The organism is Frigoribacterium sp. CFBP 13712, from assembly GCF_014842255.1.
Lineage (GTDB): Bacteria > Actinomycetota > Actinomycetes > Actinomycetales > Microbacteriaceae > Frigoribacterium.
This window is the reverse complement of the sequence record NZ_JACYVH010000007.1, coordinates 45,048-65,212: the sequence shown is the minus strand read 5'-3', so window position 1 is coordinate 65,212 and position 20,165 is coordinate 45,048. Positions and strand designations below refer to the sequence as shown.

At 71.2% G+C, this 20,165-nt stretch carries 20 protein-coding genes; 8 read left to right on the top strand and 12 right to left on the bottom strand.

The window, feature by feature from the left end:
* Positions 1 to 238 precede the first annotated feature (238 nt).
* Positions 239 to 1,372, bottom strand: a complete 1,134-nt coding sequence (locus IFT51_RS12130; RefSeq protein ID WP_192061342.1) for an AI-2E family transporter — start codon at positions 1,370 to 1,372, stop codon at positions 239 to 241.
* Between the two features lie 117 nt (positions 1,373 to 1,489).
* On the opposite strand from IFT51_RS12130, the gene IFT51_RS12125 reads away from it, so the two are divergent.
* Complete coding sequence (locus IFT51_RS12125; RefSeq protein ID WP_192061341.1) at positions 1,490 to 2,032, top strand: metallophosphoesterase family protein; 543 nt, start codon at positions 1,490 to 1,492, stop codon at positions 2,030 to 2,032.
* 19 nt (positions 2,033 to 2,051) lie between these two features.
* Here the strand turns inward: IFT51_RS12125 and IFT51_RS12120 are convergent, their stop codons facing one another.
* Complete coding sequence (locus tag IFT51_RS12120; RefSeq protein ID WP_192061340.1) at positions 2,052 to 3,041, bottom strand: thioredoxin domain-containing protein; 990 nt, start codon at positions 3,039 to 3,041, stop codon at positions 2,052 to 2,054.
* A gap of 282 nt (positions 3,042 to 3,323) precedes the next feature.
* Here IFT51_RS12120 and IFT51_RS12115 point away from each other — a divergent pair, with 282 nt between their 5' ends.
* Both IFT51_RS12115 and IFT51_RS12110 read left to right on the top strand, forming a co-directional pair.
* Positions 3,324 to 4,424: an ABC transporter ATP-binding protein gene (locus tag IFT51_RS12115; RefSeq protein WP_192061339.1), complete on the top strand. Its 1,101-nt coding sequence runs from the start codon at positions 3,324 to 3,326 to the stop codon at positions 4,422 to 4,424.
* A gap of 122 nt (positions 4,425 to 4,546) precedes the next feature.
* On the top strand, positions 4,547 to 5,830 hold the full coding sequence (locus tag IFT51_RS12110; protein WP_192061338.1) for a DUF4032 domain-containing protein: 1,284 nt from the start codon (positions 4,547 to 4,549) through the stop codon (positions 5,828 to 5,830).
* Between the two features lie 63 nt (positions 5,831 to 5,893).
* On the opposite strand, the gene rlmB is transcribed toward IFT51_RS12110, so the two are convergent.
* The 3 genes from rlmB to ispD are packed head-to-tail and all read right to left on the bottom strand — an operon-like array spanning position 5,894 to position 9,676.
* Entirely contained in the window at positions 5,894 to 6,940 is a 1,047-nt protein-coding gene (rlmB, locus tag IFT51_RS12105) for a 23S rRNA (guanosine(2251)-2'-O)-methyltransferase RlmB (RefSeq protein ID WP_192061337.1), read from the bottom strand.
* On the bottom strand, positions 6,937 to 8,355 hold the full coding sequence (cysS, locus tag IFT51_RS12100; protein ID WP_192061336.1) for a cysteine--tRNA ligase: 1,419 nt from the start codon (positions 8,353 to 8,355) through the stop codon (positions 6,937 to 6,939). The genes rlmB and cysS overlap by 4 nt, the downstream gene beginning before the upstream one ends.
* A gap of 4 nt (positions 8,356 to 8,359) precedes the next feature.
* Positions 8,360 to 9,676 carry a 2-C-methyl-D-erythritol 4-phosphate cytidylyltransferase gene (gene ispD, locus IFT51_RS12095; RefSeq protein ID WP_192061335.1) on the bottom strand — a complete coding sequence of 439 codons (1,317 nt, stop codon included), beginning with the start codon at positions 9,674 to 9,676 and terminating at the stop codon, positions 8,360 to 8,362.
* Positions 9,677 to 9,809: 133 nt separating this feature from the next.
* Between ispD and IFT51_RS12090 the strand changes: the two genes are divergently transcribed.
* Positions 9,810 to 10,454, top strand: coding sequence for a hypothetical protein (locus IFT51_RS12090; protein ID WP_192061334.1), 645 nt, complete (start codon positions 9,810 to 9,812; stop codon positions 10,452 to 10,454).
* A 173-nt stretch (positions 10,455 to 10,627) separates the two neighbouring features.
* On the opposite strand, the gene IFT51_RS12085 is transcribed toward IFT51_RS12090, so the two are convergent.
* Positions 10,628 to 11,311, bottom strand: coding sequence for a response regulator transcription factor (locus IFT51_RS12085; RefSeq protein WP_192061333.1), 684 nt, complete (start codon positions 11,309 to 11,311; stop codon positions 10,628 to 10,630).
* Positions 11,308 to 12,564 carry a cell wall metabolism sensor histidine kinase WalK gene (locus tag IFT51_RS12080; RefSeq protein WP_192061332.1) on the bottom strand — a complete coding sequence of 419 codons (1,257 nt, stop codon included), beginning with the start codon at positions 12,562 to 12,564 and terminating at the stop codon, positions 11,308 to 11,310. Before IFT51_RS12080 ends, IFT51_RS12085 begins: the two co-directional genes overlap by 4 nt.
* A 194-nt stretch (positions 12,565 to 12,758) precedes the next feature.
* Here IFT51_RS12080 and phoU point away from each other — a divergent pair, with 194 nt between their 5' ends.
* Together phoU and IFT51_RS12070 are read left to right on the top strand one after the other, a co-directional pair.
* The gene (phoU, locus tag IFT51_RS12075; protein ID WP_192061429.1) at positions 12,759 to 13,412 is read left to right on the top strand and encodes a phosphate signaling complex protein PhoU; all 654 of its coding nucleotides are present in this window, start codon (positions 12,759 to 12,761) and stop codon (positions 13,410 to 13,412) included.
* 92 nt (positions 13,413 to 13,504) lie between these two features.
* Complete coding sequence (locus IFT51_RS12070; RefSeq protein ID WP_192061331.1) at positions 13,505 to 14,038, top strand: AAA family ATPase; 534 nt, start codon at positions 13,505 to 13,507, stop codon at positions 14,036 to 14,038.
* A 189-nt stretch (positions 14,039 to 14,227) separates the two neighbouring features.
* Here the strand turns inward: IFT51_RS12070 and IFT51_RS12065 are convergent, their stop codons facing one another.
* The gene (locus IFT51_RS12065) at positions 14,228 to 14,971 is read right to left on the bottom strand and encodes a phosphoglyceromutase (RefSeq protein WP_192061330.1); all 744 of its coding nucleotides are present in this window, start codon (positions 14,969 to 14,971) and stop codon (positions 14,228 to 14,230) included.
* Positions 14,972 to 15,012: 41 nt separating this feature from the next.
* On the opposite strand from IFT51_RS12065, the gene IFT51_RS12060 reads away from it, so the two are divergent.
* Complete coding sequence (locus tag IFT51_RS12060; protein ID WP_192061329.1) at positions 15,013 to 15,789, top strand: class I SAM-dependent methyltransferase; 777 nt, start codon at positions 15,013 to 15,015, stop codon at positions 15,787 to 15,789.
* Between the two features lie 77 nt (positions 15,790 to 15,866).
* Here IFT51_RS12060 and IFT51_RS12055 read toward each other — a convergent pair whose 3' ends face one another.
* The 4 genes from IFT51_RS12055 to IFT51_RS12040 form a co-directional block, all read right to left on the bottom strand.
* A complete protein-coding gene (locus IFT51_RS12055; protein ID WP_192061328.1) occupies positions 15,867 to 16,997 on the bottom strand; it encodes an aromatic acid exporter family protein in 1,131 nt (376 codons plus the stop codon).
* A 7-nt stretch (positions 16,998 to 17,004) separates the two neighbouring features.
* Positions 17,005 to 18,249 (bottom strand): folate-binding protein YgfZ, encoded by a 1,245-nt coding sequence (locus IFT51_RS12050; RefSeq protein WP_192061327.1) that lies wholly within the window; start codon positions 18,247 to 18,249, stop codon positions 17,005 to 17,007.
* A complete protein-coding gene (locus IFT51_RS12045) occupies positions 18,242 to 18,877 on the bottom strand; it encodes an FABP family protein (RefSeq protein ID WP_192061326.1) in 636 nt (211 codons plus the stop codon). The genes IFT51_RS12050 and IFT51_RS12045 overlap by 8 nt, the downstream gene beginning before the upstream one ends.
* Before the next feature lie 214 nt (positions 18,878 to 19,091).
* Positions 19,092 to 19,385: a hypothetical protein gene (locus tag IFT51_RS12040; protein WP_192061325.1), complete on the bottom strand. Its 294-nt coding sequence runs from the start codon at positions 19,383 to 19,385 to the stop codon at positions 19,092 to 19,094.
* A gap of 99 nt (positions 19,386 to 19,484) precedes the next feature.
* Between IFT51_RS12040 and IFT51_RS12035 the strand changes: the two genes are divergently transcribed.
* On the top strand, positions 19,485 to 20,165 hold the full coding sequence (locus tag IFT51_RS12035; RefSeq protein ID WP_192061324.1) for a winged helix-turn-helix domain-containing protein: 681 nt from the start codon (positions 19,485 to 19,487) through the stop codon (positions 20,163 to 20,165).

Sequence of the window (20,165 nt, the reverse complement as noted above, 5' to 3'; positions counted from 1 at the left end):
GCGGCGGTCGTGGTCTGCGACAAGGTGCGCTCCGGTGATTCGAGATGGTGGGGACCCGACGCCGATGGCTGGTCCGTTGGTTGCAGAATGTCAACCATACTCGGTGGTTGACGATTCGCAACCATCTATCTGCAGAATCTGCACTTTTTTTCGGCGCGCACACGGGGGCAGACGAAGGAGGCCCGGTGCGAGTCGAACTCGCACCGCGCCTCCTCGGATCGGAAGGGTCGCCAGACCGCTAGCGGACCTCTTCGCGCCGTTTCTGGCGGAACATCTCGGCGGGTTCGTGCTCGCCGTTCCAGACCTGGGTGATGCCCCAGGCGACGGCCATCAGCGGCACGGCGATGACCGCGCCGACGACGCCGCCGAGGATGGTGCCGGCGGTCAGGGCGACCAGGATGACGAGACCGTGCAGCTGCAGCGTGCGACCCATCAGCACCGGCTGGAGGAAGTTGCCCTCGAGCTGGTTGACGACGACCACGACGACCACGACCCAGATCGCGGCCGGAACGCCGTTGGCGACGAGGGCCACGAGCGCGGCGAGGATGCCGGCCGCCGTGGCCCCGACGAGCGGGATGAACGCGGTGAGGAAGACGACGACCGCCAGGGGCAGCGCCAGGGGCACGCCGATGATCCAGAGGCCGACGCCGATGCCGATCGCGTCGACGGCCGCGACGGTCGCCGTGCCCCGCACGTAGCCGCCGAGGGTCGACACCGTCTTGTCGCCGATGCGACGCGCACGGGCGTACTGCTCGCCGCGGAACGGGCGGAGCATGAACTCCCAGATGGCCGGGCCGTCTTTGAGGAAGAAGAACAGCACGACGATCATCAGCACGAGACCGGTCAGGAAGCTGCCGACGGCCGATGCGCCGGCGAGGGCGCCCGAGCCGAACTGCGCGCTGGTGACGAAGTCGGTGACCGCGTCGATGCCGCCCTGGATCTGGTCGTCCGTGATCGAGAAGGGCAGGGTCGTGATCCAGTTCTGAAGCTGCTCTATGCCCTGCGTCGCCGACTCGACGAGCGAGGCGGCCTGATTCTCGACGGCCCAGACGATCAGCCAGGCGATGAGGCCGAGGATGATGACGACGGCGAAGAGGCAGATGAGGGTCGCCAGCACCGAGGGCACTCGGTGCTTCCGGAGGAACGACACCACCGGCAGCATCGCCGAGGCGAAGATGAGCGCGAGCAGCACCGGCAGGGTCACCAGGCTGAGGCTGAGGAACACGTAGATGAGGGCGGCGGCCACGATGACCACGGCGATGATCTGCACGGCGCGCGTCGCGAGCGCGCCGAAGGCGTCCGCCCAGAGCGAGTGACGCACGGCGGCGTCCTGCCGGGCCACCTCGGTGGCTTGGCTGCGGAAGAGTCCCACGATGTCGTCCTCGTTTCTGGTGGTGCGCTGCGGTCAGGCTGACGAGCCGACAGAGCAAGCCAACCCTGAAACGACGATAACGGGCCGCATCGCCCCGCGCGCCCCTAGCGTGGGGGGATGCCGACCTCCGTGCTCGTCGTGTCCGACACCCATGTGCCGCAGAAGGCCAAGGCCGTGCCGTCCGCCGTCTGGGCCGCCGTCGATCGCGCCGACGTCGTGGTGCACGCCGGAGACTGGACCGGCCTGCCGCTGCTCGACGAGTTCGAGACCCGCGCGCGCCTCCTGATCGGGGTCCGCGGCAACAACGACGGCCCCGAGTTCGACGACAGGCTTCCCGAGGTGGTGCGGACCACCGTCGACGGCATCCGCCTCGCGGTCGTCCACGAGACCGGAGCCAAGGAGGCGCGCGAGAGCCGAATGGACCGCCTCTTCCCCGAGACCGACCTCCTGCTCTTCGGCCACAGCCACATCCCGTGGGACACGACGACCCCGGCGGGCCTCCGCCTGCTGAACCCGGGGTCGCCCACGGATCGGCGCCGCCAGGCGCACGCCACCTACCTGACGCTCACCCTCGACGCCGGCGCGGTGCGCGACGTCGTGCTGCACGAGCTGCCGGTCAAGCGGCCCGGGGTGCTCCCCCACCCGCGCAGGACGACCTGAGCCGCGGCATCGGCCGCGATCAGCCTGCGGGGGTCGCCGCGGGCGTCGCTGCGGGCGCCTCGCTCTCGGCCGGCTCGGCGGGCGCGCCCGACTCGGTCGGCGTCGGCGTCGGGGTGGCGGTGCTGCTGTCGGCGTAGCTGTTGCCGGCGGCCGTCACGACGAAGTTGCGGAACTCCTCGTTGGTGAACGGCGTGCTCGCCTCGTACTGCTGACCGTTGACCAGCACCAGCGGGGTGCCGGGCAGGGCGTCGACGGTGCTGTTCGGGATCGGGCCGTCGACGGCCCGCTCGGTCGCGTTGGTGACCCACGACGCGAACTCCTCGTCGTCGATGCAGGTCGTGATGCGCGCCGGGTCGACGACGCCCTCGATGCCCGTCGCGATGTCCGACAGCGTCGCGTCGTCGAGACCGCGGGTGCCCTCCTCCGGCTGCTGGTCGAACAGGGCGGTGTTGAAGTCGAAGAACGAGTTCGGCGAGTAGTTCGCCACGCAGGCGGCCGCGTTGGCCGCGCGGTTCGAGTACCGGGTGCCCACCGACGAGTTCGTCAGGATCGCCACCGGGTGGTACTCGACGGTGGCCGCGCCCGAGTCGACGAGGCCGGCGATGTAGTCGTTGTTGGCCTCCTCGAACTGACCGCAGATCGGGCAGAGGTAGTCGAGGTAGACGACGATGTCGACGGTGTCGCTCGCGGCCGTCGTCTCGGAGGGCACCGGGTCGTCGTCGGCGGCGAGCGCCGGGGTGGTCTCGGCGACGAAGTCCTGGCCGATGCGGATGCCGTCGCTGGCCATGTTGGCGGGGCCGGGGCCGGCGGGCTTGATGCTGTTCGTGATGACGACGACGACGATCACGACGACGGCCACGAGCGCGAGCGCGATGCCGCCCTGCAGCAGCAGTCGACCGGTCTTCTGACGACGCTTCTGCTTCTTGCGGGCGAGCTGAGCCTTCTGCCGCGCGGCGGCGCGACGCTGGTTCTTGGTGAGGATCTTGTCGTCCGGGGTGTTGTCAGTCATGGAACGGGTCTCTCCGATGCGCCACGGGGTGTCGCCGTCGCGTCGTAGGGGGCGTGGGGAGGGTCTGCGAGTGCAGCGCCCTGTCGGGGGTGCCGGCCGCACCGGACGACTGTCCGGACGACCGTGTCGAAAACGATACCGTCCCCGCCCCGGACACCGCATGAGACCGTCTCGGTTCGGTGCCATACTGTCGGGTGGTGGTCATCGCGGACCTCTTGGTCTGATCACCATCCATTCACAACGGATCGTCCGGCACGTACCTGCCGGTGAAGGAGAAACATCATGGCGTCAGTCACGTTCAGCAAGGCAACCCGTCTGTACCCCGGTTCGACCCGCCCCGCGGTCGACAGCATCGACCTCGAGGTCGCCGACGGCGAGTTCCTCGTGCTGGTCGGGCCCTCCGGCTGCGGCAAGTCGACCACCCTCCGCATGCTCGCCGGTCTCGAAGAGGTCAACAGCGGCGACATCTTCATCGGCGACCGCAACGTCACCGACGTGCCGCCGAAAGACCGCGACATCGCCATGGTCTTCCAGAACTACGCGCTGTACCCGCACATGACGGTCGCCGAGAACATGGGCTTCGCGCTCAAGATCGCCGGCGTCGGCAAAGAGGAGCGCGCGACCCGCGTCCTCGAGGCCGCCAAGCTGCTCGACCTCGAGCCCTACCTGGCCCGCAAGCCCAAGGCCCTCTCGGGTGGTCAGCGTCAGCGCGTCGCCATGGGCCGCGCCATCGTGCGTCAGCCCCAGGTGTTCCTGATGGACGAGCCGCTCTCGAACCTCGACGCCAAGCTGCGCGTGCAGACCCGCACCCAGATCGCCTCGCTGCAGCGTCGACTCGGCGTCACCACCGTCTACGTCACGCACGACCAGACCGAGGCGCTCACCATGGGCGACCGCATCGCGGTGCTGAAAGACGGCGTCCTGCAGCAGGTCGGCAGCCCCCGCGACCTCTACGAGAAGCCGCAGAACGTGTTCGTCGCCGGCTTCATCGGCTCGCCGGCCATGAACCTGCTGCCCGCCGACGTCGTCGACGGCGGCATCCAGTTCGGCACCGCCGTCACCGCGGTCGACCGCGACACCGTCGGCCAGGCCAACGGCAAGAGCGTCACCGTCGGCGTCCGCCCCGAAGACGTCGTCGTCAACACCACCGGCGAGGGCCTCGCGGTCACGGTCGACGTCGTCGAAGAGCTCGGTGCCGACGGCTACCTCTACGGTCACACCGAGGTCGGCGGTCAGCGCGTCGACATCGTCGTGCGCGTCGACGGTCGCAACCACCCCAAGCTGGGCGAGACGATCCACATCACGCCGCAGGCGCACCACGTGCACGTCTTCGACACCGAGAGCGGCGAGCGCCTCGGCGACAAGGCCGTCATCAGCGCGTAGCAGCACACCTCATCGGCCCGACGGGTCACCTGGGCGCCAGCCCGGTGACTCGTCGGCCCGATCCCGTACCTCCTGTCAGACACCCCCGAGACGCACCCGAGAGACACAGAGACCACGAGACGATGCCCGACTCCCTCAACATCACCTCCGCCACGGTCGACCCGGCCCTGCTCGACCTCCCCTGGGATCTCCCCCTCGGGGCCTGGCCCGACGACGCCATCGCGACGCTGCCGAAGGGCATCTCGCGGCACCTGGTGCGCTTCGCCCACCTCAGCGGCTACGTCATCGCCATCAAAGAGACATCGGGCGAGATGGCCCGGGGCGAGTACGAGATGCTGCGGACCCTGCAGCGCATGGACATCCCCTGCGTCGACCCGCTCGCCGTCATCACGAACCGGCACGACGAGGACGGCTCGCCGCTCGACCCGGTGCTCGTGACGCGGCACCTGAAGTTCTCGCTGCCCTACCGGGCGCTCTACTCGCAGACCCTCCGACCCGACACGGCCAAGCGACTGGTCGACGCGCTCGCCCTGCTGCTGGTGCGCCTCCACATCATCGGCTTCTACTGGGGCGACGTGTCGCTCTCGAACACCCTGTTCCGTCGCGACGCAGGCGCCTTCGCGGCGTATCTGGTCGACGCCGAGACGGGCAAGCTCTACCCCGGCGGCCTGTCGAACGGTCAGCGCGAGAACGACCTCGAGGTGGCCCGCGTCAACATCGCCGGCGAGCTGCTCGACCTCGAGGCGGGCGGGCGACTCGACGACAACCTCGACGCCGTCGACGTCAGCAACGGCATCGTCGCCAAGTACCGCAGCCTCTGGACGGAGCTCACCGGCAGCGAGACCTTCTCGAGCTCCGAGCGCTGGCGCATCAACGACCGCGTCGAGCGGTTGAACGACCTCGGCTTCGACATCGAGGAGCTCGCGATCAAGACGGCCGAGGGCGGCACCCAGGTGAAGATCCAGCCGAAGGTCGTCGACGCGGGTCACCACTCGCGGCGCCTGCTGCGTCTCACCGGTCTCGACGTCGAAGAGAACCAGGCCCGACGCCTGCTGAACGACCTCGACGCCTACCGGCTCCGCACGGGCAACAACGACAACGACGAGGAGATGATCGCGCACGAGTGGGCGGCCCGCGTCTTCGAGCCCGTCGTCCGGTCGATCCCCCGCGAGCTGCGCGGGCGTCTCGAGCCGGCCGAGGTGTTCCACCAGCTGCTCGAGCACCGCTGGTACCGCTCGCAGCAGGAGAACCGCGACGTGCCGATCGCCGAGGCGCTCACCTCGTACATCAACGACGTGCTGCGGCACCGTCGCGACGAGCAGATGGTGATCGAGCCGCCGACGGAGTCGATCGCGCTGCCCGAGGCCGAGTCGCTCGACGACGACGACTGGCGCAGCAAGGTCTGACCCGGCCGGAGAACGCAGGAGGCGCGGGCCGGGACGACCCCGATCCGCGCCTCCTGCAGGGGCTCACTTCTTGCGTTCGGCCCGCAGCTTCGAGATCTCGTAGAGCGTGACGGACGCGGCGATGCCGGCGTTGAGCGACTCGACGGCGCCGGTGATCGGCACCGACACGATCGCGTCGCAGGTCTCGGCGACGATGCGCGAGAGGCCCTTGCCCTCGCTGCCGACGACGACCACGATCGGGCGGTCGGCCAGCTCGAGACCGGGCAGCATCACGTCGCCGCCGCCGTCGAGGCCGACCACGAAGACGCCCTGCTCTTTGAACGACTTGAGCGTCTGCGTGAGGTTCGAGGCCATCGCGACGGGGATGCGCGCCGCGGCGCCGGCCGAGGTCTTCCAGGCCGAGGCCGTGAGACCGACCGAGCGACGCTGCGGGACGATGACGCCCTGACCGCCGAACGCGGCCACCGATCGGATGATCGCCCCGAGGTTGCGCGGGTCGGTGATGCCGTCGAGGGCGACGAAGAGCGGCTTCTGCTGACGCTTGATCGACGTCTCGAGCATGTCCATCGGGTGCGCGTACTCGTACGGCGGCACCTTGAGGGCGACGCCCTGGTGCACCGAGTCGGCCCCGGTCAGACGGTCGAGTTCGGGGCGCATGACCTCGAGCACCGGCAGACCACGTCGCGTGGCGAGCTGCAGGATCTCCTTCGTGCGGTCGTCCATCTCGATGCGGGCCGCGATGTACAGCGTCGACGCGGGGATGCGCGTGCGCAGCGCTTCGAGCACCGAGTTGCGACCGGTCACCATCTCGTGGTCGTCGGCCGACTTCGGGCGACGACGCTGGGCGTCGCTCGCCCCGCCGCGACCGGCGATCGGCGAACCGGCGCGCGGGCCGTTGCTGCTGCGACCGCGGGCGCTCTCGAGTCGCTCGCGGGCGATCTTCGCCTTGCCGGCGGGGTGGTACGGGCGGTCTTCGGCCGCGGGGGTGGGCTTCTTGCCCTCGAGGGCCTGACGACCCTGCCCGCCGCTGCCGACCTGCTTGCCCTTGCTGCCCTGCCGCACGGCACTGTTGCCGGGACGGCCCTTACGTGCTCCGCTGGTGTTCTTCACTGTTCCAAGCTCCAATGCGACCCGCTGGGGGTGTCTTCGATGAGGATCCCGGCACCCGAGAGGGTGCTGCGGATCTGGTCGGCCCGTGCGAAGTCGCGATCGGCCCGGGCATGCTGGCGTTCCGCCAAGAGTACGTCGATCACGGCACCGAGCGCGCGGTGCGCCGCGCCCTCGTCGTCGTCGCGCCACTCGGGGGCGAGCGGATCGATGCCGAGCACGGCGACCATGGCGGCCACGTGCTGCCATTCGCGGGCGGCCGTGTCGAGGTCGCCGTCGTCGAGGGCCGAGTTGCCGGCGCGCACCGCGTCGTGCAGCACCGCGATCGCCTGAGGCACGTTGAGATCGTCGTCCATCGCGGCGGCGAAGTCGTCGGGGACGACCCGCGCGCCGACCGAGGCGAAGCGCGTGCCGGCGAGACGGCGCTCGGCGCGGGACAGGAAGGTCTCGACCCGGTCGAGGGCCGCATCGGCCTCGACCAGCGCACCGTCGTGGTAATCGATCGTCGACCGGTAGTGCGCGGCGCTGAGGAAGTACCGCACCACGACGGGTCGGGCCTTCTCGAGGAACTCGGCGGCGAAGATCGAGTTGCCGAGCGACTTCGACATCTTCTGACCGTCGACGTTGACCAGACCGTTGTGCAGCCAGTGCCGCGCGAACCCGTCGCCGGCTGCCGTCGACTGGGCCAGCTCGTTCTCGTGGTGCGGGAACCTCAGGTCGAGACCGCCGCCGTGGATGTCGAAGGCCGGGCCGAGGTAGCGACGCGACATGGCCGAGCACTCGATGTGCCAGCCGGGTCGGCCCTCGCCCCAGGGCGACGACCAGGCGGCCGATGCGGGCTCGTCGGCCTTCGCGCCCTTCCACAGCGCGAAGTCGCGGGGGTCGCGCTTGCCCCGCGGGTCGGCGTCGGCGGCCGACGCCATGTCGGCGACGTCCTGCCGGGTGAGCGCGCCGTAGGCGGGCCAGCTCGCCGTGTCGAAGTAGACGTCGCCCGAGGCGTCGTCCGCCGCGTAGGCGTGCCCGCGCTCGATCAGCCGCTCGACGATCTGCTGCATCTCGCTGATGCTCGCCGTCGCGCGGGGCTCGTAGGTCGGCGCGAGGATGCCGAGGGCCTGGTAGCCGGCGGTGAACTCGAGCTCGTAGCGGTAGGCGCGTGCCCACCACTGCTCGTCGGTGCCGGCGGCCAGGGCGAGGATCTTGTCGTCGATGTCGGTGACGTTGCGCACCAGCGTGACGTCGAGACCGCGGTAGGTGAACCAGCGGCGCCACAGGTCGTACACGAGGGCGGAGCGCAGGTGCCCGATGTGGGGCGACGACTGGACGGTCGGCCCGCAGACGTAGAGGCCCACCTGACCGGGGACGAGCGGTTCGAAGTCGACGAGCGCCTGGGCGCGGGAGTCGTAGAGGCGGATTGTCACGCGATCAGCCTATTGAGGTGCCGTCGACCACGGCGACCAGCGCGGTCGCGATCGCCGTGACGCCCTCGCCCCGCCCGGTGAAGCCGAGCCCGTCGGTGGTGGTCGCCGAGACGCTGACCGGCGCGCCGACGACCTCGATGAGCCGCGCCTCCATCTCGAGGCGACGGCGGGCGAGCCGCGGGCGGTTGCCGATGACCTGCACGGCCGCCGAGACGACGTCGAACCCGGCCGCGGTCAGGCGCTCGAGCGTCGCGGTGACGAAGACCTCGCCGCTCGCGCCGGCGAAGCGCGGGTCGTCGGTGCCGAACATCGAGCCGATGTCGCCGAGGCCCGCCGCCGACAGCAGGGCGTCGACCAGGGCGTGCGCGACGGCGTCGCCGTCGCTGTGCCCGGCGAGACCCGCCTCGCCCTCGAAGTGCAGCAGACCGAGGTGCAGCGGCTGGCGGTCGTCGAAGGCGTGGACGTCGACGCCCAGACCCGTGCGCAGCCGGTGCGCGTCGTCGTCGGAGCGCGAACCGCGCTCGGCGGCGGGGTTCGAACCGCGCTCGGCGGCGGCGGCAGAGGCGGCGGCGGGGGCGGGCGCGGCTGCGGCGCGCTCGCGGGCGATCGTCTCGGCCCGGCGGAGATCCCACGGGGTGGTGATCTTGAAGGCCACGGGGTCGCCCTCGACGACGACGACCCGGTGCCCGTGCGCGGCGAAGAGCGCTGCGTCGTCGGTGTGCTCGGCGCCCGCCGTGGCGTAGGCCGCGTCGAGCTCGGCCCGGGGGAACCCCTGCGGCGTCTGCATGGCGACCAGCTCGGAGCGGTCGACGGTCTCGACGACCTCGCCGGCGGACCCGACGCGCTTGATGGTGTCGCTGACGGGCAGCCCCGGCACGACCCCGTGACCGGTCCGCTCGACCGTCGAGGCGACGAGGTCGAACTGCGCCGTCGGGGTGAAGGGTCGGGCGCAGTCGTGCACGAGCACGGTCGCGACCGAGGGGGCGACGCGGGCGAGGCCGGCCGCGACCGAGGCCTGACGGCTCGCACCGCCGGAGACGACCGACGCGTAGCCCGACGCCGGCCCGGCGACGGAGTCGACCAGGGCGCGCGACTCGTCGACGAGCGCAGCCGGCACCACGACGACCACCTGCACGGGGTCGGCCGACGCGAAGATCGACTCGAGCGACCGCTCGAGGATGCTGCGGCCGGCGACCGCGACGAAGGCCTTGGGCGCCCCCTGGGCGAGACGGGTGCCGCTGCCGGCGGCGACGACGACGACTGCGCGGGCGACGTCGACGAGCAGATCGTCGACCTCGGTCACGCCGGGCTCGAACTGCATCAATCTGGCTCCATCCTGCGGCTCACAGGCTAACATGGGGGCCTACCGGTAAGGGCTCCCTTACCCTCCGGCCTGCCCCGCGGTGGCTAGGCTGTAGAGACCTTTTGCTTTGACTGGATCCTGGAGGACACCCGTGCGAGACGGATCTGTGCTGGAACTTCGATCGGCGCTCGCCCGTCGCACCGTGGCGGCAACCGCCGTCGGGGTCGGCGTCGTGCTCGTCGCCGCCGGGTGCAACTTCATCAGCCCCCAGGCGACCCTCAAGCAGTACGACGCCAGCGACGGCACGAGCCTGAACATCGGCGACGTCGCGGTGCGCAACGCGATCGCGCTGACCGAAGACGGCACCGAGGCCAGCCTCAGCATGGTCGTGCTCAACACGGGCGACGACAGCGTCGACGTCTCGTTCCAGTACGAGACCGAGGCCGGTCGCCAGACCGAGACCGTCACGGTCGAGGGCGACTCGCAGGTCAGCCGCGGCACGACCGAGGGCGACGAGCAGCTGCTCATGTCCGACCTCGACCTCACGGTCGGCTCGCTGCTCCCCGTGTACATCCAGTACGGCACCGAGACCGGCAAGACCCTCCAGGTGCCCGTGCTCAACGGCGATCTGCCCGAGTACGCGACGCTGCTCCCCTCCCCCGCCACGAGCGCCGAGCCGGGCACCGACTCGACACCGCTCCCCGAGTCCAGCGCCAACCCCGAGGGCAACGACCGCCAGACGAACGAGGGCACGACCCAAGAGGGCGCCACGCCGAGCGCCACCACCGCTCCGTAGGCACCGCACGCACCACGAGAGGCCCGGCCCGCTGTCTGCGGGGCCGGGCCTCTCGTCGTCCGCCCCGACCCGCGCCTCCTCGGCTCCGGTCGGGATGTCGTCCGCCCCGACCCGCGCCTCCTCGGCTCCGGTCGGGGAACGAGAGGGCGAGGGCCCCGGGCAGGAGGCGCGGGTCAGGCCTCGATGCGATACCCGAGTCCGCGCACGGTCACCAGGGCCTTCGGCTCGGACGGCACGGCCTCGATCTTCGAGCGGATGCGCTTGATGTGCACGTCGAGCGTCTTGGTGTCGCCGAAGTAGTCGGCGCCCCAGACGCGGTCGATCAGCTGACCGCGGGTGAGCACCCGGCCGGCGTTGCGCATCAGCAGCTCGAGCAGCTCGAACTCCTTCAGGGGCATGGCGATGTCGGTGCCGCGCACGGTGACGACGTGGCGCTCGACGTCCATCCGGATGTCGCCGGCCTCGAGCATCGAGTCGGAGAGGTCGTCGGTGTCGACGCGGCGGCGCAGCACAGCCCGGATGCGCGCCAGCAGCTCGCGCGTCGAGTACGGCTTCGTGACGTAGTCGTCGGCGCCGAGCTCGAGCCCGACGACGATGTCGACCTCGCTGTCTTTCGCGGTCAGCATGACGATCGGCACCTGCGACCTGGTGCGGATGACCCGGCAGACCTCGGTGCCGGGGATGCCGGGCAGCATGAGGTCGAGCAGCACCAGATCGGCGCCGCCCTTCTCGAACGCGGCGATCGCCGCGGGGCCGTCTTCGGCGACCGTCGTGCGGTAGCCCTCGCGCTCGAGGATGAACGCCAGCGGTTCGCTGAGCGACTCCTCGTCTTCGACGATCAGGATGTGGGTCGTCATCGTGCCTCGATGTCTTGTCGGGTGGTGCCCTCACGGCGGGCGCCGTCTGTTCGGGCGCCGTCGTGTCGGGCGGTGCGGTCTTGTCGGGTGGTGACCGGCAGGGGGGTCGATCGGGTCTCCGGCTGCGTGCGCGCCTCGGGCAGACGGAGGGTGAAGGTGCTGCCCTTGCCGACCTGCGACCAGACGCGCACGTCGCCCCCGTGATTCTGGATCACGTGCTTCACGATGGCGAGCCCGAGCCCGGTGCCGCCCGTCCGCCGCGACCGCGCCGGGTCGACGCGGTAGAAGCGCTCGAAGACGCGGTCGAGCTCGTCGTCGGGGATCCCGTAGCCCTGGTCGGTCACGGCGACCTCGACGGTGCCCGAGTCGTCGACGGTGGCGCCGATGCCGACCCGCGAGCCGTCGGGCGAGTAGTTGATGGCGTTGGCGATCAGGTTGTCGACGGCTGTCACGAGCATCTGCTCGTCGCCGAGCACCGTCGCATGCCGGCCGCCGCGCACGACCAGCGAGATGCCGCGGGCGTCGGCGACGACGCGGTTGCGGTCGACCGCGGTGTCGACGACGACGCGCACGTCGATGGGCTCGCTCGATTCGAGGGCGTCGGTCGCCTGCAGCCTCGAGAGCTCGATGATGTCCTGTGTGAGGCGCCCCAGGCGACCGGCCTCGCGGGTCAGGCTCTTCGCGAAGTGCCGCACCTGCTCGGGGTCGGACGAGGCCGACTCGAGAGCCTCGGCCAGCAGCCCGACCGCGCCGATCGGGGTCTTCAGCTCGTGACTGATGTTGGCGACGAAGTCGCGCCGCATGTCGTCGAGACGACGCCCCTCGCTGCGGTCTTCGGCGAGCACGAGCACGTACCGACCGCCGAGCGGCGCCACGCGCACGCCCAGCACGAACGTCGCCTCGCTGCCCGGGAGGCGCGCGAGGGTGAGCTCGTCGGCCTGCGGTTCGCCTTCGCGCCGAGCGAGGGCCACGAGGTCTTCGATCTCGGCGTGCACGAGGTGCTGCTGCGCCGAGACCAGACCGAGCTGCAGGGCCCGCGGCGACGCCTTGAGCACGTTGCCCGACGGGTCGACGACGACGCCCGCCGACTCGAGCGCGTCGAGCACGGCGTCGATGCCGTCGGGCAGCGACACCTCGACGAGCCGTGCCACCTTGACGGACCTGGCGTGCGCCGCCACCACCACGATGACGATCGCGGCACCGGCCACGGCCCCGAAGGCCAGCGACAGCGGAACCAACCAGGCTGAGTCCATGCCATCACGATAGTGACCCGCGCGGGGCATGATGAACGGGAGGGGCTGCGACGGCCTGTACTTTGGTGAGTGTTCAGGCCACCGGCACCGGTCGTTAACCTTCACCCATGAGGCTGGACTGGACTGTGCGGGCGACATCGCCCCCGCTGCCGGGCGTCCACGCCCCCGCGAGCTACGAGAGGGTCGACTACGACATGCGCGAGGTATTCCAGCAGGAGCTGCAAGAGGTCCAGGAGCGCCTGGTCGAGATCTCAGGCCTCGTCGCCATCTCGATCAAGAACGCCACGACGGCCTTCAACGAGTCGAACGTGTCGCTGGCCGAACAGGTCATCGCCGACGACGACGCCATCGACGAGCGCGCCATCGCCCTCGACGAGCTGGCCATCGACATCCTGGCCCGCCAGAACCCGGTCGCCCGCGACCTGCGCATCGTCGTGAGCGCGCTGCGCATCAGCGCCTCGCTCGAGCGCATGGGCGACATGGCCGAGCACATCGCCCAGCTGGCGCGCTACCGGTTCCCCGAGAAGGTCGTGCCGAAGTCGCTGCGCCCGACGTTCAAAGAGCTCGGCGAGCTCGACGTCGCGATCGCGAACAAGCTCACCGAGCTGCTGACGACCGAGGACGTGCGCCTCGCCGAGGAGATCCGCAACGACGACGACCGCATCGACGAGCTGCACCTCAGCGTCTTCGACAAGGTGCTCGGCGAGACCTGGAAGGGCGCGGCCGTCGACACGGTCGACTCCACCCTCGCCTCGCGCTACCACGAGCGCTTCGCCGACCACGCGGTCTCCATCGCCAAGAAGGTCCAGTACCTGGCGACCGGCGACTGGGTCGCATCCGAGGTCTGAGAACCCGCATCGCCGAGGAGGCGCGGTGTCCGCCCGACGGACACCGCGCCTCCTTCGCGTCCGCCCCCGCAGAACTGCGAGAGGATGGCGGGATGGCTTCAGTCGCGATCCTCGTCAACGGTCTGCCCGGCTCGGGCAAGACCACCCTCTCGGCCACGCTCGCGGGCGTGCTGGGCTGCCCGCTGCTCGCCCACGACCCCGTCGAGGAGGCGCTGGTCGACCTGGCCGGGCCGATGGTCGCCCCCGAGGCGATCGACCGGATCGCCCACGAGACCGTGTGGTCGATGGCGGCCGAGGTCGAGGCGGGCGTCGTCGTCGACGCGTTCTGGCATCGTCCGACCGAGCTCGAGGGCGCACGATCGGGCGTGGCCCGCGCCGGGTCGCCCCGCACCGTAGAGGTCTGGTGCGACGTCGACCCCGAGGTGGCGCTGCAGCGCAGCGTCGACCGGATCGCGGCGGGCGGGCGGCACCCGGCCCACGGGACGGTCGAGTCGACCCGCGCGGCGTGGGGCGAGTGGGCGGCCGCCGCCGAGCCCCTGGGGGCGTGGCCGGTGATCCGCGTCGACACGAGCACCCCGGTCGACATCGACGCGCTGGTGCTGGAGATCAGCGAGCAGTTCGTCTAGCCGGGGCCCGGTGCGGCGGGCTCGCCTGCCGGCGGGCTCGCGTGCGGCGGGCTCGCGTGCGGGCGGTTCGGGTGCGGCCGGTTCGGGTGCGGCGGGTCGGTGTCCTCCGCGGCGGGTCAGCGCTCACCCGCCGCGGATGACGCGAACCCGCCCCACACCCGTCTGAGCGCGGCCGCAGGGCGGTTCGGGCTACTTCTTGCCCTGGTTCGCGACCGCGGCGGCACCGGCAGCGGCGGCCTCGGGGTCGAGGTACCGGCCGGGGCCGGTCGGCGCGAAGTCGTCGTCGAGCTCGTAGACCAGCGGGATGCCGGTGGGGATGTTCAGCTCGGAGATCTCGTCGTCGCCGATGCCGTCGAGGTGCTTGACCAGGGCGCGCAGCGAGTTGCCGTGGGCCACCACCAGCGTGACGTCACCGGCGGCGAGGCTCTCGGTGATGTCGCTGTGCCAGTAGGGCAGCATCCGCTCGATGACGAGGGCCAGCGACTCGGTGCGCGGGGCGTCGATGCCGAGCTCGGCGTAGCGCTTGTCGTGGGCCTGCGAGAACTCGCTGTCGTCGTCGAGCGGGGGCGGCGGCACGTCGAACGAGCGACGCCAGGTCTGGAACTGCTCGGGGCCGTACTGCTCGAGCGTCTGCGCCTTGTCTTTGCCCTGCAGGGCGCCGTAGTGGCGCTCGTTGAGCCGCCACGAGCGCTTCACGTCGATCCACAGCCGGTCGGCCTCTTCGAGCGCGATGTCGGCGGTCTGGATGGCACGGGTCAGCCGCGACGTGTAGAGGATGTCGGGCAGCAGGTCGTTGTCGCGCAGCAGCTCGCCGGCGCGCTTCGCCTCGGCGCGGCCCTGCTCGGTGAGTCGCACGTCGACCCATCCCGTGAAGAGGTTCTTCGCGTTCCATTCGCTGTTGCCGTGACGCAGGAGGATGAGGGTCGAAGTCATGCGACAAGCGTATCGCGACGACATGCTGGCAGACTCGGCGCATGCCCATCGGTTCGATCACCCGCGGCACGACCGGCACCAACCGGCTCCGCCGCGTCGATCGGTGGATCGCCGCCCACCCCTCGTTCCGCCGGGCCGACGACCCGCTGGTGGTCGACCTGGGGTACGGGGCGAGCGCGACGACCCCTCTCGAACTGCACCAGCGCCTCCTGCGGGTCCGCCCCGATGTCGAGGTGGTGGGCATCGAGATCGATCCCGAGCGGGTCAGACTCGCGAACCTGTCGGCGCGACCGGGCGTGAGCTTCCGCCGGGGCGGCTTCGAGGTGCCGCTCGACGGCGACCGCCGACCCGCCGTGATCAGGGCGTTCAACGTTCTGCGGCAGTACGACGAGTCGCAGGTGGCCGACTCCTGGGCGCTGATGACCGCGCGGCTGCAGCCCGGCGGCGTGCTCGTGGAGGGCACCTGCAACGAGATCGGACGCGTGGCGAGCTGGGTGGACGTGACGCCCGAGGGGCCGCAGGCGTTCACCGTGTCGCTGCGGCTGGCCGAGCTCGACGTGCCCTCGATCGTGGCCGAGCGGCTGCCCAAGGCGCTCATCCACCGCAACGTCGCGGGCGAGCGCGTGCACGACCTGCTCGTCGACCTCGACCGCCAGTGGGCCGTCGCAGCGCCGCTGTCGGTGTACGGCCCGGTGCAGCGCTGGCTGGCGACGGTGCAGGGGCTGCGCGACGGCGGGTGGCCGGTTCGGCACGGTCGCTCGCGCTGGCGGCTCGGCGAGCTGTCGCTGCCGTGGCAGGCGGTCGCACCCCGGGCCTGAGTCGCGAGGCCGGCCGGGCGGCCGGTCAGACGCGGGCGCACCCCGGGCCTGAGTCGCGATGCCGGCCGGGCGGGCGGTCAGACGCGGGCGAGCAGGGCGCGGGCCTCGTCGTGGTCGAGCCCCGTCGCCATGAGCAGGTCGACCAGCAGCGGGCGCATCATCAGCACGATCATCGCCTCGGTCACGGGCGCACCCGGCACGACCACGGCCGGGTCGAGTCGGCGGGCCACAGCGGTCAGCGCCTCGCGCGCGACGGGTCGCCTCTCGACGTCGCGCAGGGACTCTCCGAGCACACCCACGGCCCGCGCGGTGCTCTCGAGCAGATCGCCGACCGCACGGCGATCGACCCCGTCGCCGACGGAGGTGTCGAGCCGACGAGCGATCACCCGGAGGTTGCGCACGGCGAGGTCGACGCAGCGGCGCACGACGGCCTGCTGCCGGAGGTGAGGCAGTCGCGAGCGTAAGAACGGCGACAGCCGAGCGATCGACTGCGCCGACTCGAGGGTCGACGACCAGTCGTCGAGCAGCGGCTGCGTCGAGCGCAGGCGGCGGAGGGCGTCGTCGGCCCGACGGACGTCGTCGGTGCGCACCGCCGCGACCAGCGAGGCGAACGCCTGCTCGACCTCGGCGAAGAGCTGCTCGGCGTCGGCACGGGCCAGACCGATCGGATCACGCGGGATCACCGCCGTGATCAGCAGCGCCACGATTCCGCCGATCGCGCCGTCGATGCTGCGGACGAACGGCCCGCCGTCGGGGTCGGGCAGCAGCATCACGAGCATCGACTGGGTCGCCGCGGCGGCCGCGAACGCGCTGCTCGACGAGAAGAAGCGCCCCACCAGGAGGGCGACGGACAGCACCAGGGCGATCTGCCAGAGCCCCTTGCCGACGATCATCAGCAGCACCTCGCTGAGGGCGATGCCGATCAGCACCCCGACGGCGTTCTCGAGCACCCGTCGCGGCCGGGCGTCGCGGGCGAGGCCGAGCGACGAGATGGTGATCGTCACGGCCAGCAGCGGGATCGCGTGCCCCAGCAGGTAGTGCGTGATCGCGTACGAGAGCGAGACCGCCACGACGATCTGCACGACCGCCGGGCCGGACGCGATCGTGCGCGCGGTGGCGACCCTCGGATCGAACCCGCCGGAGGCGCGGGTCAGCATCGACCGCACCCGTCGCGTGGACGAGGCGCTCGCGCCCTCGGACCCGCTCACCGCCGGGTCAGCGGCGGACGGCGCCGAGACGGGGCAGGCGGGGTACCCCCGCTGCGGCGCCGGCGGACGAGGGCACGATGACCTCCTGCGAGGCGGCGACCACGATGTCGTCGGCGACGACGGCGAGTGCCGCCGTCTCGGGGGTGGTGCGCTTCACGAGCGCCAGCGCGACGGGGCCGAGCTCGTGGTGCAGCGCCACGCTGGTGACGTGACCGACGACCGCGGGCGAGCGGGGCTGCGCGTCGGGGCCGGCGTCGGGGTCGGCGGCGGCGGTCTGACCGAACGCGTCGGTCGGGGGCGATGCGAGCACGACGGCGGCGCCGTGCTCGGGCAGGACGCCGTCGCTGCCGTCGAGGTGCAGCATCACCAGGCGCCGCGGCGGGTGCCCGATGTTGTGCACCTTGGCGACGGTCTCCTGGCCGCGGTAGCAGCCCTTCGCCAGGTGCACGGCGCTGCGCATCCAGTCGAGCTCGTGCGGGATGCTGCGCTCGTCGACCTCGGTCGTGAGACGCGGGCGCCAGGCCTCGATCCGCAGCGCCTCGAGGGCGAGCGTGCCGGCGGCGGGCAGGTCGGCGGCGGGAGACGCGGCCAGCGCGGCGAGGTCGTCTCGGGACACGAGCGTCTCGTGGTACGACCACTGCCTGCCGGGGTGGCTCTCGGAGTCGGCGTAGCTGTGACCGCCGACGGCGACCTCGTGCCAGGGGTCGACCCAGGCGATGGCGACGTCGTTCGAGGTGAACACGGGCACCCGGGCGTCGGCGGAGAGGTCGTGCATCGACCCCACCGTGGCGACGTCGGACGACCGGTCGACGACCTCGACGCGGAGCATGAAGCGCATCCGATCGAGCCAGGACCGGAGCGGCTCGGTCTCGTCGCCGTCGACGAGCAGCCACGCGGTCTCGCCGTCGTCGACGAGTCGCACCGCGTGCTCGAGTCGCCCGTTGGCGTCGAGCAGCAGGGTCTCGGTCGATTCGCCGGGCGCCAGACGCCCGACGCTCTGACTGGTCAGCGAGTTGAGCCAGCTGAGCCGGTCGGGGCCGCTCACGGTGAGCACGCCGCGGTTCGAGAGGTCGACGACCGCCGTGCCCTGCGAGAGCAGGCGCTGCTCACGGATCAGCTCGCCGTAGTGGGCGGCGACCCCGGTGCCGTCGTCGACGAAGCCGTCGCGCGCCGCGAACGGCGAGCGGTACGCGGAGCCGGTCGAGGAGGCGGTGGTCGCGTCGGTCGCGCCGCCCGCGGAGGTGTCAGTCAACGCGCGACAACCTGCCGGACGCGTGCGTGCGCAGCTCCTGGCCGAGGGCCGCGATGTCCCATGCCCAGAGGAGGTCGTTCTCGACGAGCCCGTACATGCGGGTCGACGCCGAGTGCTCTTTGGCGTTGCTCGAGCGCAGCACGGCGTCGGTCGCGAGATCGATGCGCGGGCCCTTGACGCGACCCAGGTAGAGCTCGTTGACCCCGGTGGGGTGCACGATCTGCACCTCGAGACCGAAGCCGTCGTCGGGGGTGCGGAGGATCTCGACGGCACGCGCCGAGTTGTACGGCTGGACGCCGACGCCGGGCAGCATGCCCGGACCGCGGTCGCCCACCTCGGCCGGCCGCTCGAGCCGCCAGTAGCCCGTCTCGGTCGTCAACGGCGTGCGCTCGTCGTCGAGCAGCCAGGTGAACGAGCTGTAGTTGAGGAACGGCAGGCCGTCGTGGCTGAAGCTGATGCGCTGACCGAACTCGTGGACGCGCCGCTCGGCGGGCTCGGAGCCCTCGGCGGGCAGGTCGGGGTCGCCTTCGCCGATCTTGTAGTCGACGACGCCGGTGCCCTCCCATACGCCGATCAACCACGACAGGGGGACGAGCTCCGACGGCAGGTCGGTGGGGATGTCGATCAAGGTCAGCGCTGACCCTTGAAGAGCTTGACCAGCACGACGACCGACACGAACCCGATGCCGAGGGACGCCAGGGCGAGGAGGCCGACGAAGAACAACTCGAGAGCGAGCAAGGAATCCATGCGGGCAACCCTACCCGCCGACCACCGACATCGGGAGGGCCTCAGCAGACCCTCGGAGCATCGGCAGGCGCGCCGCCCGGAGCGGCCGCGGCGGGTCAGCCGGTGACGGCCACCACCAGGGTCGCGACGGCGAGCACGACGAGGCTGCCGCAGAGGGCCAGCATCGTGCGCGACACGAGGCCGTCCTTCTGACTCGCCGCGAGCTGCAGCACGAACGTCAGGACGATCAGACCGCCCAGCGAGAGGGAGAGCCAGGTGAACGCCTCGTCGCGCGGGGCGACGACGACGATGAGCACGGCCGCGACGACGGCGGCGAGCCACACGGGGATGATCGTCAGCGGCTTGAGCCGCGCCGTGTCGACCGCGCTGGGGGTCAGGGGATCTGCCACTTCGTCGTTCTCCGTTCGAGACCTGCCCTAGCATCGGGTGGTCGGGATGGGCCGGGCTCATGTTTTAGACTGCTCGACAGTACATTCACTGGAGGTCGTGTGGCGCAGCTCTTGGTACTGACCTCGGCAGGCGGGCCCGACGTCCTCCCCGCGCTCGCACTCCTCAGTCACCGTACCCGCCAGATCCCCGCCGAACCCGCGCAACTGGTGAACGCGCCGTCGAGCGATCTGATCTTCGTCGACGCGCGGGCCGATCTCGCGAGCGCCAAGTCGCTCTGCAAGATCCTCCGCACGACGGGCGTCACCGTGCCGATCGTGCTCGTGCTCACCGAGGGCGGGCTCACCGCGGTCAACGCCGAGTGGGGTGTCGACGACGTCATCCTCGAGGGCGCCGGCCCCGCCGAGGTCGACGCCCGCATCCGGCTCGTCACGGGGCGGCTCGCGCAGTCGCAGACCGGGTCGAAGATCCACGCGTCGGGTGTCGTCATCGACGAGGCGAGCTACTCGGCCAAGGTGCACGGCCGTCCGCTCGACCTCACCTTCAAGGAGTTCGAGCTGCTCCGGTTCTTCGCGACGCACCCCTCCCGGGTCTTCACGCGCGAGCAGCTGCTCAGCGAGGTCTGGGGCTACGACTACTTCGGCGGCACCCGCACGGTCGACGTGCACGTCCGCCGTCTCCGCGCCAAGCTCGGCGACCTCGAGTCGCTGATCGGCACCGTGCGCAACGTCGGCTACCGGTTCAACGTCTACGACGACGACAACGTCGCGCCGGGGGCCTGA